This window comes from Xanthomonas sp. NCPPB 1128, assembly GCF_001043115.1.
Lineage (GTDB): Bacteria > Pseudomonadota > Gammaproteobacteria > Xanthomonadales > Xanthomonadaceae > Xanthomonas_A.
In genome coordinates this window covers 1-14,552 of the sequence record NZ_LFME01000042.1, presented here as the reverse complement: position 1 = coordinate 14,552, position 14,552 = coordinate 1, and the positions used below count along the sequence as shown (strand labels likewise).

General features: G+C 69.7%; 10 protein-coding genes and 2 pseudogenes. All 12 read left to right on the top strand.

What is annotated here, in order from left to right; translation table 11 throughout:
* The 12 genes and pseudogenes from ACP93_RS18950 (at position 1) to ACP93_RS18900 (ending at position 14,528) form a co-directional block, all read left to right on the top strand.
* Positions 1–1,311, top strand: a complete 1,311-nt coding sequence (locus ACP93_RS18950; protein ID WP_048492219.1) for an ABC transporter permease — start codon at positions 1–3, stop codon at positions 1,309–1,311.
* Positions 1,308–2,549 (top strand): ABC transporter permease, encoded by a 1,242-nt coding sequence (locus ACP93_RS18945; protein ID WP_048492218.1) that lies wholly within the window; start codon positions 1,308–1,310, stop codon positions 2,547–2,549. The genes ACP93_RS18950 and ACP93_RS18945 overlap by 4 nt, the downstream gene beginning before the upstream one ends.
* Before the next feature lie 14 nt (positions 2,550–2,563).
* Positions 2,564–3,859: an ABC transporter permease gene (locus tag ACP93_RS18940; RefSeq protein WP_048492217.1), complete on the top strand. Its 1,296-nt coding sequence runs from the start codon at positions 2,564–2,566 to the stop codon at positions 3,857–3,859.
* Positions 3,860–3,905: 46 nt separating this feature from the next.
* Positions 3,906–5,132: an ABC transporter permease gene (locus ACP93_RS18935; RefSeq protein ID WP_048492216.1), complete on the top strand. Its 1,227-nt coding sequence runs from the start codon at positions 3,906–3,908 to the stop codon at positions 5,130–5,132.
* A gap of 169 nt (positions 5,133–5,301) precedes the next feature.
* Positions 5,302–6,531, top strand: a complete 1,230-nt coding sequence (locus ACP93_RS18930) for an ABC transporter permease (RefSeq protein ID WP_048492215.1) — start codon at positions 5,302–5,304, stop codon at positions 6,529–6,531.
* 44 nt (positions 6,532–6,575) lie between these two features.
* Entirely contained in the window at positions 6,576–7,877 is a 1,302-nt protein-coding gene (locus ACP93_RS18925) for an ABC transporter permease (RefSeq protein WP_048492214.1), read from the top strand.
* 38 nt (positions 7,878–7,915) lie between these two features.
* On the top strand, positions 7,916–9,136 hold the full coding sequence (locus tag ACP93_RS18920) for an ABC transporter permease (protein ID WP_048492213.1): 1,221 nt from the start codon (positions 7,916–7,918) through the stop codon (positions 9,134–9,136).
* Between the two features lie 36 nt (positions 9,137–9,172).
* On the top strand, positions 9,173–10,504 hold the full coding sequence (locus tag ACP93_RS18915; RefSeq protein ID WP_048492212.1) for an ABC transporter permease: 1,332 nt from the start codon (positions 9,173–9,175) through the stop codon (positions 10,502–10,504).
* Positions 10,501–11,736 (top strand): FtsX-like permease family protein, encoded by a 1,236-nt coding sequence (locus ACP93_RS18910; RefSeq protein WP_048492211.1) that lies wholly within the window; start codon positions 10,501–10,503, stop codon positions 11,734–11,736. The genes ACP93_RS18915 and ACP93_RS18910 overlap by 4 nt, the downstream gene beginning before the upstream one ends.
* A 102-nt stretch (positions 11,737–11,838) precedes the next feature.
* Positions 11,839–12,753, top strand: a pseudogene (locus ACP93_RS18905) (sigma 54-interacting transcriptional regulator); the annotation flags it as partial.
* A 134-nt stretch (positions 12,754–12,887) separates the two neighbouring features.
* Positions 12,888–13,106: pseudogene (locus tag ACP93_RS22520) on the top strand (hypothetical protein); the annotation flags it as partial.
* 66 nt (positions 13,107–13,172) lie between these two features.
* A complete protein-coding gene (locus ACP93_RS18900; RefSeq protein WP_048492209.1) occupies positions 13,173–14,528 on the top strand; it encodes a sensor histidine kinase in 1,356 nt (451 codons plus the stop codon).
* The last annotated feature ends 24 nt before the right edge of the window (positions 14,529–14,552 follow it).

Genomic DNA, 14,552 nt, shown 5'->3' with positions numbered 1-14,552 from the left:
ATGTTCGCTTACTACTTCCGCCTGGCGCTGCGCAGCTTCGGCCGCAACCGCATCCTCACCGCGCTGATGGTGCTGGCCGTGGCGCTGGGCATCGGCGCGTCGATGACCATGTTGACGGTGCTGCACACGCTGTCCGGCGATCCGCTGCCCGGACATAGCGCCACGCTGTTCCATCCGCAGCTGGATCCGCGTCCGCGCAACCTGCCCAGCGCCGACGCCGAGCCGCCGGACGAGCTGACCTGGCAGGACGCGACCGCGCTGTATCGGGCAAAGGCGGCGCCAGCGCAGACCATGACCAGCGCGAACTGGTTGCCGGTGCGCCAGACCGTGCCCAACAGCCCCCTGCGCATGCTCACCACCCGCGCCGCCACCGCCGACCTGTTCGGCATGTTCGGCATGCGCTTCCTCTACGGCAGCGGCTGGAGCCAGCGCGACGACAGCCAGCGCGCGCCGGTGGTGGTGCTGAGCCGCCAACTCAACGACGCGCTGTTCGGCGGCGCGGACAGCGTCGGCAAGACCCTGACCATCGCCACCCGCCCGTTCCGCGTGATCGGGGTGATCGACGCCTGGGATGCGCAGCCGCGCTTCTACGATCTCAACTCCGGCGCGTACACGCCGCCGGAAGCGTTGTACATCCCGTTCGAGACCTGGCTGGACCTGCCGCAGGACTACGGCTACGGGCCGATGCAGTGCTGGGGCAAGGATGGCGAAGCCGGCCTGCACGACCCCAAGGCCGCGCAATGCACCTGGGTGCAGTACTGGGTGCGGCTGGACACGCCGGAACAGGTGCGTCGTTACCGCGCGGCGCTGGACGCCTACAGCGCGCAGCAGCGCCAGCTCGGCCGCTTCGAACGCGCCCCCAACACTCGCCTGCGCAGCCTGGTCGACTGGCTGGACTACAAGCGGGTGGTGCCGGCCACGGTGCGCATGCAGACCTGGATCGCCTTCGGCGTGCTGCTGGTGTGCCTGCTCAATGCGGTCGGTCTGCTGGTCGCCAAGTTCATGCGCAAGGCCGGCGAGATCGGCGTGCGCCGCGCGCTTGGTGCCAGCCGCCGCGCGGTGTTCGCGCAATGCCTGGCCGAATCGGCGCTGATCGGCTGCCTGGGCGGCCTGCTCGGCATCCCGCTGACCTGGATCGGCCTGTGGCTGGTGCGCCAGCAACCGGTGGCCTACGCGCAACAGGCGCATGCCGATCCCGCGATCCTGGGCATCGCCCTGGCCGTGGCCACGCTCTCGGCACTGGCCGCCGGCCTGTGGCCGGCCTGGCGCGCCTCGCGCATCGCCCCCGCCCTGCAGGTGAAATCGCTATGACCGCGCTGCCTCCCGTGCGCCCCATCCTGTCCGCGCTGGGCAGCCATCGCGCCGCGGTGGTGCTGATGGCGCTGCAGATCGCCCTGACCCTGGCGGTGCTGTGCAACCTGGTGTTCATCATCGCCCGCACCTACCAGCGCGTGCAGACCCCGACCGGGGTGATGGAACAGGACATCGGCCTGATCCAGAGCATCAGCGTGATCGGCGAACCAGGCAGTGTCAGCAGCGTCGGCCACAGCCTGGACATCCTGCAGGCGGTGCCCGGCGTGGAAGCGGCGGCCTTCGGCACGCCGCCGCTGTGGGGCCCGACGCAGGCGCAACTGTTCCTGCAGCCGCAGGCCACGCAACCGGTTGCCCGTGCCCGCCTGTTCCTCGGCAGCCAGGGCCTGAACCGCACCTTGGGCATCCGCATCGTCGCCGGCCGCGACCTGCGCGACGCGGAGCTGACCGGTGCCTCGGACCTGTTCGGTGCGCCCCCGGAGATCGAGCGGCGCCTGCCGGCGCTGATCACGCCCTCGCTGGCCGCCAAACTGTTTCCCGGCGCTTCGCCGCTGGGGCGCACGCTCTACACCAGCACTTTCAACCAGCCGGTGCGCCTGGACATTGTCGGGGTGATGGCGCCGGTACGCGGCGAGATCACCGGTCACGACGACGATGCCGATGCCCTGCTGGCCGAGATCCGCATCGGCAGCGAAGGCTGGGGCGGCGGTTACGTGATCCGCAGCAAGCCGGGGCAACTGGCGCAGGCGCTGCCGCGCGCGGCCGCGGCGATGCAGCGCGCCAACCCGACCTACGTGCAGCAGCGCGTGGCCACCATGCAGGAACTGCGGAGCGATTACTTCAAGAGCGACAGCGCGGTGGCGCGGATGCTGCTGGCGATCATCCTGATCCTGCTCACCGTGACCGCGCTGGGCATCGGCGGGCTGGCCAGCTTCTGGGTGCAGCAGCGCACCCGGCAGATCGGCATCCGCCGCGCGCTCGGCGCCACCCGCGGCGACATCCTGCGCTACTTCCAGGCCGAGAATCTGCTCATCGTCGGCGCCGGCGCGCTGCTCGGCGCGGTGCTCGCCTACGTCATGAACCAGTGGCTGATGCAGCGTTTCGAACTGGAGCGCCTGTCCTCGCCCACCGTCCTGACCGGCATCGTCGCGGTGTGGCTGCTCGGCCAGTTCGCCGTGCTCGGCCCGGCCCTGCGCGCCGCCGCCGTCCCCCCTGCCACTGCCACCCGCAGCGCCTGATCCACGGAGCTCCCATGTTCGGTTACTACGTCCGCCTCGCCTTGCGCAGCTTCCGCCGCAACACCGTCCTCACCGCGCTGATGGTGCTGGCCATCGCCTTGGGGATCGGTGCCAGCATGACCACGCTGACCGTGTTCTACGTGCTCTCCGGCGACCCCATTCCGCAGAAGAGCGACCGCCTGTTCTACGTGCAGGTGGATGCGCAGCCCAAGTCCGGCTACCAGCCGGGCGAGGAACCGGATTCGCAGAACACCCGCTTCGATGCCGAGACCCTGCTGCGCGAGAAGCGCGCCAAGCACCAGGCGCTGATGACCGGCGGCAGCGTCGCGATCGAACCGACCAAGAGCGGATTGAAACCGTTCAAGTCGGAAGTGCGCTTCACCTCGGCGGACTTCTTCCCGATGTTCGACACGCCGTTCCTGTACGGCCACGGCTGGACCGGCACCGAAGACGAGCGCCACGACCGCGTGGTCGTCATCAGCAGGAAGCTCAACGAGAAACTGTTCGATGGCGCCGACAGCGTCGGCCGCGAACTGCGCATGGACCAGAACACCTTCCGCATCGTCGGCGTGCTCGACACCTGGGAGGTCAAGCCGCGCTTCTACGACGTCACCAACACCTACGGCTCGGACGAACAGGCCTATCTGCCGTTCTCGGTGGCGATGGACCTGAAGATGGACCGCAACGGCAGCATGAACTGCTTCGGCGACAGCAACGGCGACCAGACCGCACTCAACGCGCCCTGCACCTGGGTGCAGTACTGGGTGGAACTGGAGAGCCCGGCGCAGGCCGCCGACTACAAGGCCTATCTGGAGAACTATTCCTCCCAGCAACGCGCCGCCGGCCGCTTCCAGCGCCCCAACAACGTGCGCCTGCGCAACGTCATGCAGTGGCTGGACCACAACGAGGTGGTGCCCGGCGACGTGCGCCTGCAGCTGTGGCTGGCGATGGGCTTCCTGCTGGTGTGCCTGCTCAACACCGTCGGCCTGCTGCTGGCCAAGTTCCTGCGCCGCAGCGGCGAGATCGGCGTGCGCCGCGCACTGGGCGCCTCGCGCGGCGCGATCTTCGCGCAATGCCTGGTGGAAGCCGGCGCCATCGGCCTGGCCGGCGGCGTGGCCGGCCTCGGCTTGGCCACGCTCGGCCTGTGGGCGGTCCGCCAGCAGCCGGCCAGCTACGCCAAGCTGGCGCACCTGGACCCGAGCATGCTGGCGCTGACCTTCGCCATGGCGGTGGGGGCCAGCCTGCTCGCCGGCCTGTTGCCGTCGTGGCGCGCCATCCAGGTGGCGCCCGCCCTGCAGCTCAAGTCCTGATCCTGCGCGCCCTGCGCCTTCCACGCATTCTCACAAGGTCATCGCCATGGATATCCGCCCCATCCTGTCCACCCTGCGCCGGCACAAGACCGCCGCCGCGCTGATCGTGCTGGAGATCGCCCTGGCCTGCGCGATCGTCTGCAACGCGCTGTTCCTGATCGGCAACCGCATCGAGACCCTGCACCGGCCCAGCGGCATCGCCGAGTCGGAACTGGTGACGATCTCGCTGGGCGGCATCGGCCAGCAGGTCAACGCCGCCGCGCGCACCCGCGAGGACCTGGCCGCGTTGCGTGCGCTGCCCGGCGTGCGCAGCGCCACGCTGCTCAACCAGGTGCCGTTCGTGCACTACTCCTGGAACACCAGCCTGTCGCTGACCCCGGACCAGGAGCGGCCCACCCTCAACGCGGCGCAGTACATGGCCGAAGAGGGCACGCTGAAGACCCTGGGCCTGCAGTTGGTGGCCGGACGCGATTTCGCGCCCGACGAGTACATGGACATGGATGCGGCACAGACGGACCGCAGCATCAAGGAAAAGGGCACCGCCATCATCCTCAACCGGGCCACCGCGGAAAAGATGTTCCCGGGGCAGAACGCGCTGGGCAAGACCGTGTACACCGGGCCGGTGGCAGCCCGCGTGGTCGGCATCGTCGAGACCCTGGCGCGCCCGACCGCCGCCAGCGGCCTGGCCGAGATCGAGTACGCGATGCTGCTGCCGCTGCGCCTGACGTACCCCGACGGGCTGTACGTGCTGCGGGTCACCGATCCGGCGCGGCGCCAGGAAGTGCTGAACGCGGCGACGGCGGCCTTGATGAAGGTCGACAGCAGCCGCCTGGTGCTCAAGCAGCAGACCTACAGCGAGATCCGCGACGCCTACTTCCAGGGCGACCGCGCGATGGTGTGGCTGCTCGGCGCGGTGTGCGTGGCGTTGCTGGTGGTCACCGCGCTGGGCATCGTCGGCCTGGCCAGCTTCTGGGTCCAGCAGCGCACCAAGCAGATCGGCATCCGCCGCGCGCTCGGCGCCACCCGCGGGCAGATCCTGCGCTACTTCCAGACCGAGAACTTCCTGCTGGCCAGCACCGGCATCGTGCTCGGCATGCTGCTGGCCTACGCCATCAACCAATGGCTGATGGGCAAGTACGAGTTGCCGCGACTGCCGCTGTCCTACCTGCCGATCGGCGCGGTGGCGCTGTGGCTGCTCGGCCAGTTGGCGGTGTTCGCGCCGGCGCGGCGCGCCGCCGACGTGCCGCCGGCCGTCGCCACCCGCAGCACCTGACCCATCCCCTTGGCCGGCTCCGACCGGCCTTTTTTATCGAGCGTGCCATGCCCAGCGACCACAACTCTCTGCCGCCGTCCGGTCTCCAGTGCCACGCACATGCGCAGGCGCGGCCGCGCCCGGCCGGCCAGGCGGCGCCAGCACGGCGCGGCGCCTGAGCGACGTCGCCATGGCACTTGGCCCGATGCTCTCGACGCTGTCCCGGCACCGCACCGCGGCGACGCTGATCGTGCTGGAGATCGCCCTGGCCTGCGCGATCGTGTGCAACGCGCTGTTCCTGATCGGCAACCGCATCGCGGCCCTGCGCAGCGCCAGCGGCGTCGCCGAGGCGGAACTGGTGACGATCGCCCTCGGCGGCATCGGCCGGCAGGTCGACGCGGCGGCACGCACCCGCGAAGACCTGTCCGCGCTGCGCGCGCTGCCCGGCGTGCGCAGCGCCACCGTCATCAACCAGATCCCGTTCGGCGACGCGGCCTGGAACGTCGGCCTGAATCTGACCCCGGACCAGGAATGGCCCACGCTCAATGCCGCGCAGTACAAGGCCGAGGACGCCACGCTGCGCACCCTGGGCCTGCGCCTGGTCGCCGGGCGCGATTTCCACGCCGACGAGTACCTGGACCTGGACACCCTGCGCAACGACGCGCGTCTGCGCAACGCCGGCGGCGCGGTCATCCTCAACCGGGCGGCGGCGGAGACGATGTTCCCCGGACAGAACGCGCTGGGCAGGACCGTCTACCGCGGCACCGTGCCGGCGCAGGTGGTCGGCATCGTCGACGCCCTGGCCCGTCCCAACCCGGACGTGGTCGGCCCGGCGCAGGCGCCCTACGCACTGCTGATTCCGCTGCGCATGCCCTATACCGACGGGATGTATGTGCTGCGGGTCACCGATCCGGCGCGGCGCCAGGAAGTGCTGAACGCGGCGACGGCGGCCTTGATGAAGGTCGACAGCAGCCGCCTGGTGCTCGAGCAGCAGACCTACAGCGAGATCCGCGACACCTACTTCCAGGGCGACCGCACCATGGTGTGGTTGCTCGGCGCGGTGTGCGTGGCGTTGCTGGTGGTCACCGCGCTGGGCATCGTCGGCCTGGCCAGTTTCTGGGTCCAGCAGCGCACCCGGCAGATCGGCATCCGCCGCGCGCTCGGCGCCACGCGCAGGCAGATCCTGCGCTACTTCCAGGCCGAGAATTTCCTGCTGACCAGCGCCGGCATCGCGCTGGGCATGCTGCTGGCGTACGCGATCAACCAGTGGCTGATGGGCCGCTACGAATTGCCGCGGCTGCCGCTGTCCTACCTGCCGATCGGCGCGGCGACGCTGTGGCTGCTCGGCCAGTGCGCGGTGCTCGCGCCGGCGCGGCGCGCCGCAGCGGTGCCGCCGGCCGTGGCCACCCGCAGTCTCTGACCCCCTCCTTCCCTCGCCCGCCACCGCCCCGTCCAGGACCCACGATGTTCGGCTACTACTGCAAACTGGCGCTGCACAGCTTCCGCCGCAATCGGTTGCTCACGGCCCTGATGGTGCTGGCGATCGCCGTCGGTATCGGTGCGTCGATGACCACGCTGACCGTGTTCCATGTGCTGGCGGCCGATCCGATTCCCGGCAAGAGCGCGCAGCTGTTCAACGTGGAGCTCAACGTCCAGCCTGACGATCGCTACGATCCGAACGATACCGACCCGCAGCAACTGACCCGCCGCGATGCCGAGACGCTGCTGCGCGACAGGCGCGGCGACCGCCAGGCGATGATGTCGGCCGGCGGCGTGACGGTGGTGCCGGCGCAGCCGCAACTGACGCCGTTCGGCGCCGAAGCGCGCTACACCAGCGCCGACTTCTTCCCGATGTTCGCAGTGCCGATGCGCTATGGCCACGCCTGGACCGCGGACGACGATGCGCGGCGCGCGCGTGTCGCGGTGATTTCGCGGCGGCTCAATACCCAGTTGTTCGGCGACGTGGACAGTGTCGGCCGCCAACTCCAACTCGGCGATGCAGTCCTGCGCGTGGTCGGGGTGATCGACGTCTGGGACATGAACCCGCGCTTCTACGACCTGACCAACAACGAGTACGGCGACAGCGAGGACGTGTTCGTGCCGTTCTCCACCGCACGCGACCTGGGCCTGGACGTCAGCGGCTCGATGTCCTGCTGGGGCGACAGCGGTGGCGACAAGACCAGCGAGAGCGCGTCCTGTGCCTGGATCCAGTACTGGGTGGAGCTGGGAAGCCCCGGCAAGCGCGCCGCCTACCTGGACGCGCTGCAGGCCTATGCGCAGCAGCAGCGCGACGCCGGCCGCTTCAGCCATCCGCCGGACATCCGCCTCAGCGATGTGATGACCTGGCTGGACCGCAACCATGCTGTCCCCTCCGACGTGCGCCTGCAGGTGTGGCTGGCGCTGGCGTTCCTGGGCATCTGCCTGCTCAACACCGCCGGGCTGATGCTGGCCAAGTTCCTGCGCCACAGCGGCGAGATCGGCGTGCGCCGCGCACTGGGCGCCTCGCGCCGGTCGATCTTCGCCCAACACCTGGTCGAAGTGGTGGCGATCGGCGTGGTCGGTGGCAGCGGCGGCCTGCTGCTGGCGTGGATCGGCACCTGGCTGGTGCGGCAGCAGCCGTCCACCTACGCCGCGCTGGCGCACCTGGATGGCCGCATGCTGCTGCTCGCGCTGGCGCTGAGTCTGGGCAGTGCGCTGCTCGCCGGCCTGCTGCCGGCCTGGCAGGCGATGCGCGTGCCCACCGCCCTGCAACTCAAGTCGCAATGACGCGCCGCGCGCGCCCCTTTCCGCCAGGAACTTCCGCCGTGTCCCTCCATCCCATTCTCTCCAGTCTGCGCAAGCACCGCGTCGCCGCCGGCCTGATCGTGCTGGAGATCGCCTTCAGTTGCGCCGTGGTCTGCAACGCGCTGTTCCTGATCGATCAGCGGCTCGAGCGCATGCACCGGCCCAGCGGCGTCGCCGAGCAGGAACTGGTACAACTGCGCAGCCGCAGTGTGGTCAGCGACGGTAACGGCGCCGCGCAGACCCGCGCCGACCTGGACGCACTGCGACGCATCCCCGGTGTGCGCGACGCCAGCATCATCAACCAGGCGCTGTTCGGCGATTCGCTCGGCTACAGCGGCGTGTCGCTCAGCCCGGACCAGGAACGCAGCACCCTGCATGCCGTGCAGTACTTCGGCGACGCACGGCTGCTCGACACCCTGGGGTTGCACCTGGTCGCGGGGCGCCGCTTCGCGGACGACGAGTTCATCGACTACGCGCAGTTGCGCGATCCGGTCACCAAGCGCATCCCGCCCTCGGTCATCGTCAGCCAGTCGCTGGCGCAACGCCTGTTCCCCGGCCAGAACGCGGTGGGCCGCACCATCTACGTCTATGGCGAACACCGCATCGTCGGCGTGGTGCAGCGCCTGGTGCAACCCCGCGAAGGCGGGAGCACCGGCCACTACGAAGACACGATGCTGTTCCCGGTGAACGTTCCCTACGATCACGGCACCTACCTGCTGCGCGTAAGCGACCCGGCGCAACGCGAGGCGGTATTGCGGCAAGCCAAGGCGACGCTGTCGCAACACGGTCCGCGGCGCATGGTGAACGGCGCCAAGACCTTGCAGCAGGCGCGCGCGGCCTATTACCGCGACGACCAGGCGATGGCCTGGCTGCTGGTCGGCGTGAGCGTGGCGCTGCTGCTGGTCACCGCCCTGGGCATCGTCGGCCTGACCAGTTTCTGGGTGCAGCAACGCACCAAGCAGATCGGCATCCGCCGCGCGCTCGGCGCCACCTGCACGCAGATCCTGCGGCATTTCCAGCTGGAGAACTTCCTGCTGGCCAGCACCGGCATCGTGCTCGGCATGCTGCTGGCCTACGCTGCCAACCTGTACCTGATGAGCGCCTACGAGCTGCCGCGGCTGCCGCTGTGGTACCTGCCGGTCGGCGCGGTGGTGCTGTGGCTGCTCGGCCAGCTCGCGGTGCTGCCGCCCGCGCGTCGCGCCGCCGCAGTGCCGCCGGCGGTGGCCACGCGCAGTGTCTGACCTGATGCGGCCACCACTCACGCGGGGAGATGCAGGATGCTGAACTATTATCTGCCGCTGGCCTGGCGCAGTCTGCGGCGCACGCCGATCGCCACCGCGCTGATGGTGCTGGCGATCGGCCTGGGCATCGGCGCGAGCATGACCATGCTGACGGTGCTGCATGTGATGTCGCGCGATCCGCTGCCGGGCAAGAGCGGTGTGCTCTACACCCCGCATCTGGACCCGTTGCCGGCCAGCTACCCAGAAAACCAGGAGTGGGGCGATCCGGCGGACAACCTCACTTGGCCCGACGCCATGGCGCTGCTGCGGGCCGCCCCCACCACGCCGCAGGCGGCGATGGCCGGCGGACAAGCGTTGCTGTGGCCACCACGCGGGTCCCAGGCGCCACTCGACCTGAGCGGCCGCTACGCCAGCGCCGGGTTCTTTACCCTGTTCGGCATCCCGTTGCAGCGCGGACGCGGCTGGAGCGCAGCTGACGACCAGAACCATGCCCGCGTCATCGTGCTGAGCCGCACCCTGGCCGACACGCTGTTCGGTGGGCGCGATCCGGTCGGCCAGCGGGTGGCGCTCGGGGAAAAGCGCATCGGCTTCGAGGTGATCGGCGTGACCGGCCAATGGAATCCGCAACCGCTGTTCTATGCCGATCCGGGCAGCAAGGGCGGCTTCGGCCAGCAGGACGACTTCTTCCTGCCGCTGTCGACCGCGATGGAACTGGCACTGGACGTCAACAGCAACATCAGTAGCTGGAACAGCTTCAACGGCGACGACGCGGCGCGCTTCAAGGATCCTTCGACCAGTTGGCTGCAGTTCTGGGTGCGCTTGGACACGCCGCAGCAGGTCGCCGACTACCAGCGCCTGCTCTACGACTATGCCGCGACACAGCACGCCAGCGGACGCTTCCAGCGCCCGCCGGAGCGTGCGCGGCTGTATGCGTTGATGGACTGGCTGCGCCACCTGCGGATGGTGCCCGACGACGTGCGCCTGCAGACGCTGCTGGCACTGGGCTTCCTGTGGATCTGCCTGGTCAATGTCATCGCCTTGTTGTTGGCGAAATTCCTGCGTCGCGGCAGCGAGATCGGCGTACGGCGCGCGCTCGGTGCCCGTCGCGGCCACGTGTTTCTGCAGTTCGGTAGCGAAGCCGCGCTGATCGGGCTGCTCGGTGGTGTCGTGGGCGTCGCGATCGCCGAGCTGGGTCTGTGGAGCGTGCGCCAGCGCCCGGACGACTACGCCAGGCTGGCGCGGATGGACCTGCAGATGCTGCTTGCCACCGTAGTGCTGGCGGTGATCGCCGCGCTCCTGGCGGGCCTGCTCCCGGCCTGGCGGGCCAGCCGGATCGACCCCGCCCTGCAGATCAAGGATCTGACATGAATCTGCCGATCCGCCCCATCCTCTCCAGCCTGCAGCATCACCGCCTCACGGCCGCGCTGCTGGCGCTGCAGGTCGCGCTGACCTGCGCCTTCGTCGCCAACGCCGTGTTCCTGATCGGCGGGCGCATCGAACGTTTGCGGGTCTCCAGCGGCCTGCCCGAGGAAGAACTCTCGCTGATCTCGGTCCGCGGCGTCCAGAGCGACAGCAATGCGCTGGCCCAGCAACAATCCGACCTGCTGGCGTTGCGCGGCATCTCCGGCGTCACGGCGGCGGCCGCGATCGGCTTGAGCATGCCGCTGTCCGGCGGCGCCAACGACTATGGCGGCTGCCCCGACCGGCAGACGCTGGACCGCGCGATGGCGCAGCATTCGATGGACAATACAGGGTGCATCCAGGCCACGTATTACTCCGGCTCGCAAGGTTTCGTGCAGGCCATAGGCGCGCAGTTGATCGCCGGCCGCGACTTCCGTGCCGACGAATATTCCACCGCCACGCCAAGCGCCGTGATCGTCACCCGCACGCTGGCGCGGCAGCTATGGCCAGGTCAACCTGCGGTCGGCAAAACGCTGTATGGCGAGGGCCAGGGCAGCATCGTCGTCGGCGTCGTCGACGATCTGCTGCGCACGACGCTGCGCAGCGCAGCGGTCGATCGCTTCGTCGCGCTCTCTCCGCGGCTTCCCGCGAGTAACCAGGCGCAGTACCTGTTGCGCAGCGCTCCGCAGGACCGCGAACGGATCCTGGACGCCGCGGCGCGCGCGTTGGCGAAGGCGGGTCCGCCGCGGCTGATTCCAGCCGAAGGGCGCCGCAGCTTTTCCCAGGTCCGGCAGCGCTACTTCCAGCGCGATGCCACCATGGTCGGGCTGTTGCTCGCGGCGACCACGGCACTGTTGTTCGTGACCGCCCTGGGCATCGGCGGGCTGGCCAGTTTCTGGGTGCAGCAACGCACGCGCCAGATCGGCATCCGCCGCGCCATCGGCGCGACCCGTCGCGACGTCCTGCGCCATTTCCAGACCGAAAACCTGCTGATCGTAAGCGCCGGCAGCGCCGCGGGCATGGTGCTGGCATTGCTGCTCAATCAAGCGCTGTTGCAGCGCTACGATCTGCCACGTCTGCCGCTGGGCTACCTGCCGACCGTCGCCGCGGCGCTCTTGCTGCTCGGCCAGCTCGCGATCCTGGCGCCCGCGCGCCGCGCGGCCGCGGTGCCGCCGGCGGTGGCCACGCGCAGTGTCTGAGGCGCCGATGCGCGCAGGCACGACAAGCCGCGCGCGGGCTGCGATGATGCCACCTGTCCCATTTTTCTTCGCCGGCGCGCCCCGCCGCGCCCAAGGTGCACGATGCCCTGCCTGCTGATCATCGACGACAACCCCGCAGTCGCCACCGCCCTGGAAGTGCTGTTCTCCCTGCACGACATCGACACCGTCTACGCCGACAGCCCGCAGGCCGGCCTGCAGCGCCTGGGCGAGGGCGATATCGACCTGGTCCTGCAGGACATGAACTTCACCGCCGACACCACCTCCGGCGAGGAAGGCGTGGCCCTGTTCGAGGCGATCCGCACGCGCCATCCGGACCTGCCGGTGATCCTGCTGACCGCCTGGACCCAGCTCAGCAGCGCGGTGGAACTGGTCAAGGCCGGCGCCGCCGACTACCTGGCCAAGCCCTGGGACGACCGCAAGCTGCTGACCACGGTCAACAACCTGCTGGAACTGTCCGAGACGCGCCGCGAACTGGAGCGCCGCCGCGACGGCGAGCGCCGCCACCGCCAGCAACTGGCGCAGCGCTACGACCTGTGCGGCGCGGTGTTCGCCGACCCCGCCAGCGAGCGCGCCATCGCCCTGGCTTGCCAGGTCGCACGTTCGGAGCTGCCGGTGCTGATCACCGGCCCCAACGGCAGCGGCAAGGAGAAGATCGCGCAGATCATCCAGGCCAACTCCTCGGTGCGGCGCGGCCCGTTCGTGGCGCTGAACTGCGGCGCGATCCCGGCCGAACTGATCGAGGCCGAGCTGTTCGGTGCCGAGGCCGGCGCCTACACCGGCGCCAACAAGGTGCGCGAGGGCAAGTTCGAGGCCGCCGACGGCGGCACCCTGTTCCTGGACGAGATCGGCAACCTGTCGCTGGCCGGGCAGATGAAGCTGCTGCGGGTGCTGGAGACCGGCCGTTTCGAGCGCCTGGGTTCCAACCGCGAGCGCCAGGTCAAGGTCCGCGTGATCAGCGCCACCAACGCCGACCTGACCGCGATGATCCGCGACGGCAGCTTCCGCGAGGATCTTTACTACCGGCTCAACGCGGTGGAACTGTCGCTGCCGGCGCTGGCCGAGCGCCCCGGCGACATCGTGCCGCTGGCCGAGCACTTCCTGTCCGGCGACAAGCCGCTGTCGGCCGGCGCCTGCCAGGCGCTGCAGCGCCACGCCTGGCCCGGCAACGTGCGCGAACTGCGCAACGTGGTGCAGCGCGCCGAACTGCTGGCCAGCGGCGCGCAGATCGAGGCGGCCGACCTCAACCTGCCGAAGCCGGCAGCGCCGCGCATGGCGGCCGCCGCCGAACCCGACCGCGAGCGCATCGTGGCCGAACTCGGACGCGCCCACGGCGTCATCGCCCAGGCCGCCGCCGAACTGGGCATGAGCCGGCAGGCGCTGTACCGGCGCATGGACCGCTACGGCATCCCACGCGAATGAAACTGCGCCGCTCCTTCACCGTCATGCTGTTCCTGCGCCTGCTGCCGGTGCTGGCGCTGGCCGCGGCCTTGCCGTGGCTGCTGGCCTACTGGATGGACCGCGGCTGGGAAGTGGTGACGGCCTCGGCGCTGGCCCTGCTGCTGCTGATGTGGTGGACCCTGCGTCGCGCCACCGCGCCGATGCGTTCGCTGTTCCGCGCCCTGGCCGGCACCGTCAGCAGCTACCGCGATGGCGAATACAACTTCGGCGTGCACTGGCGCGGCGACGACGAACTGGGCGAGATGGTCGCCGCGCACGCGCACCTGGGCGAGATCCTGCGCGAGCAGCGCCAGGGCCTGGCGCAACGCGAACTGATGCTCGACACCATGGTGCAGAACACCCCGGTGGCGATGCTGCTCGTCTCCAAGGGCGGCGATGGCCTGCGCCGCGTGGTGTTCTCCAACCTGGCCGCGCGCAAGCTGCTGCACAGCGGCTGGAAACTGGAAGGGCAGCGCCTGGACGACCTGCTGCTGGGCGTGCCGGCGCCGCTGCGCGAGGCGATCTCGCGCGGCGGCGACAGCCTGTTCGCCATCGAGGGCGGCGACGAGGATCCGGACGAGGAGCAGATCTACCACCTGTCGCAGCGTCGCTTCCATCTCAACGGCCGCCCGCACGAACTGCTGCTGATCCGCCTGCTCACCGCCGAACTGCGCCGCCAGGAAGTGCACACCTGGAAGAAGGTGATCCGGGTCATCAGCCACGAACTCAACAACTCGCTGGCACCGATCGCCTCGCTGGCGCACTCCGGCGCCGAGCTGGTGCGGCGGCAGAAGGTGGAGCGGCTGGAGGAGGTGTTCGGCACCATCGAGGAGCGCGCACGGCACCTGGAAGGCTTCATTCGCGGCTACGCGCGCTTCGCCAAGCTGCCGCAGCCGCAGTTGCAGACGGTGCACTGGGCGCAGTTCCTGGCCGGGCTGCAGCAGCACATTCCCTTCGCACTCGAACTGGAGTCGCCGGACCTGCACAGCCGGGTCGATCCGGCGCAACTGCAGCAGGCCCTGCTCAACCTGGTCAAGAACGCACACGAATCCCTGCCCGAGGGCCAGACGCCGGCCGACGGCGTACGCGTGCGCGTGTCCACCCGCCCGGACTGGCTGCGCCTGGAAGTGCTGGACCGCGGCAGCGGCATGAACGAGGCGGTGCTGCACAACGCGCTGATGCCGTTCTATTCGACCAAGCGCAACGGCACCGGCCTGGGCCTTGCCCTGACCCGCGAGATCGTCGAGGCCCACGGCGGCCGCCTGTCGCTGCACAACCGCGACGAAGGCGGGCTGTGCGTGACGGTGCAGTTGCCGCAGGGGGAGCGGGGCTGATTCTTTTTGGAGCCGGGATTGGGG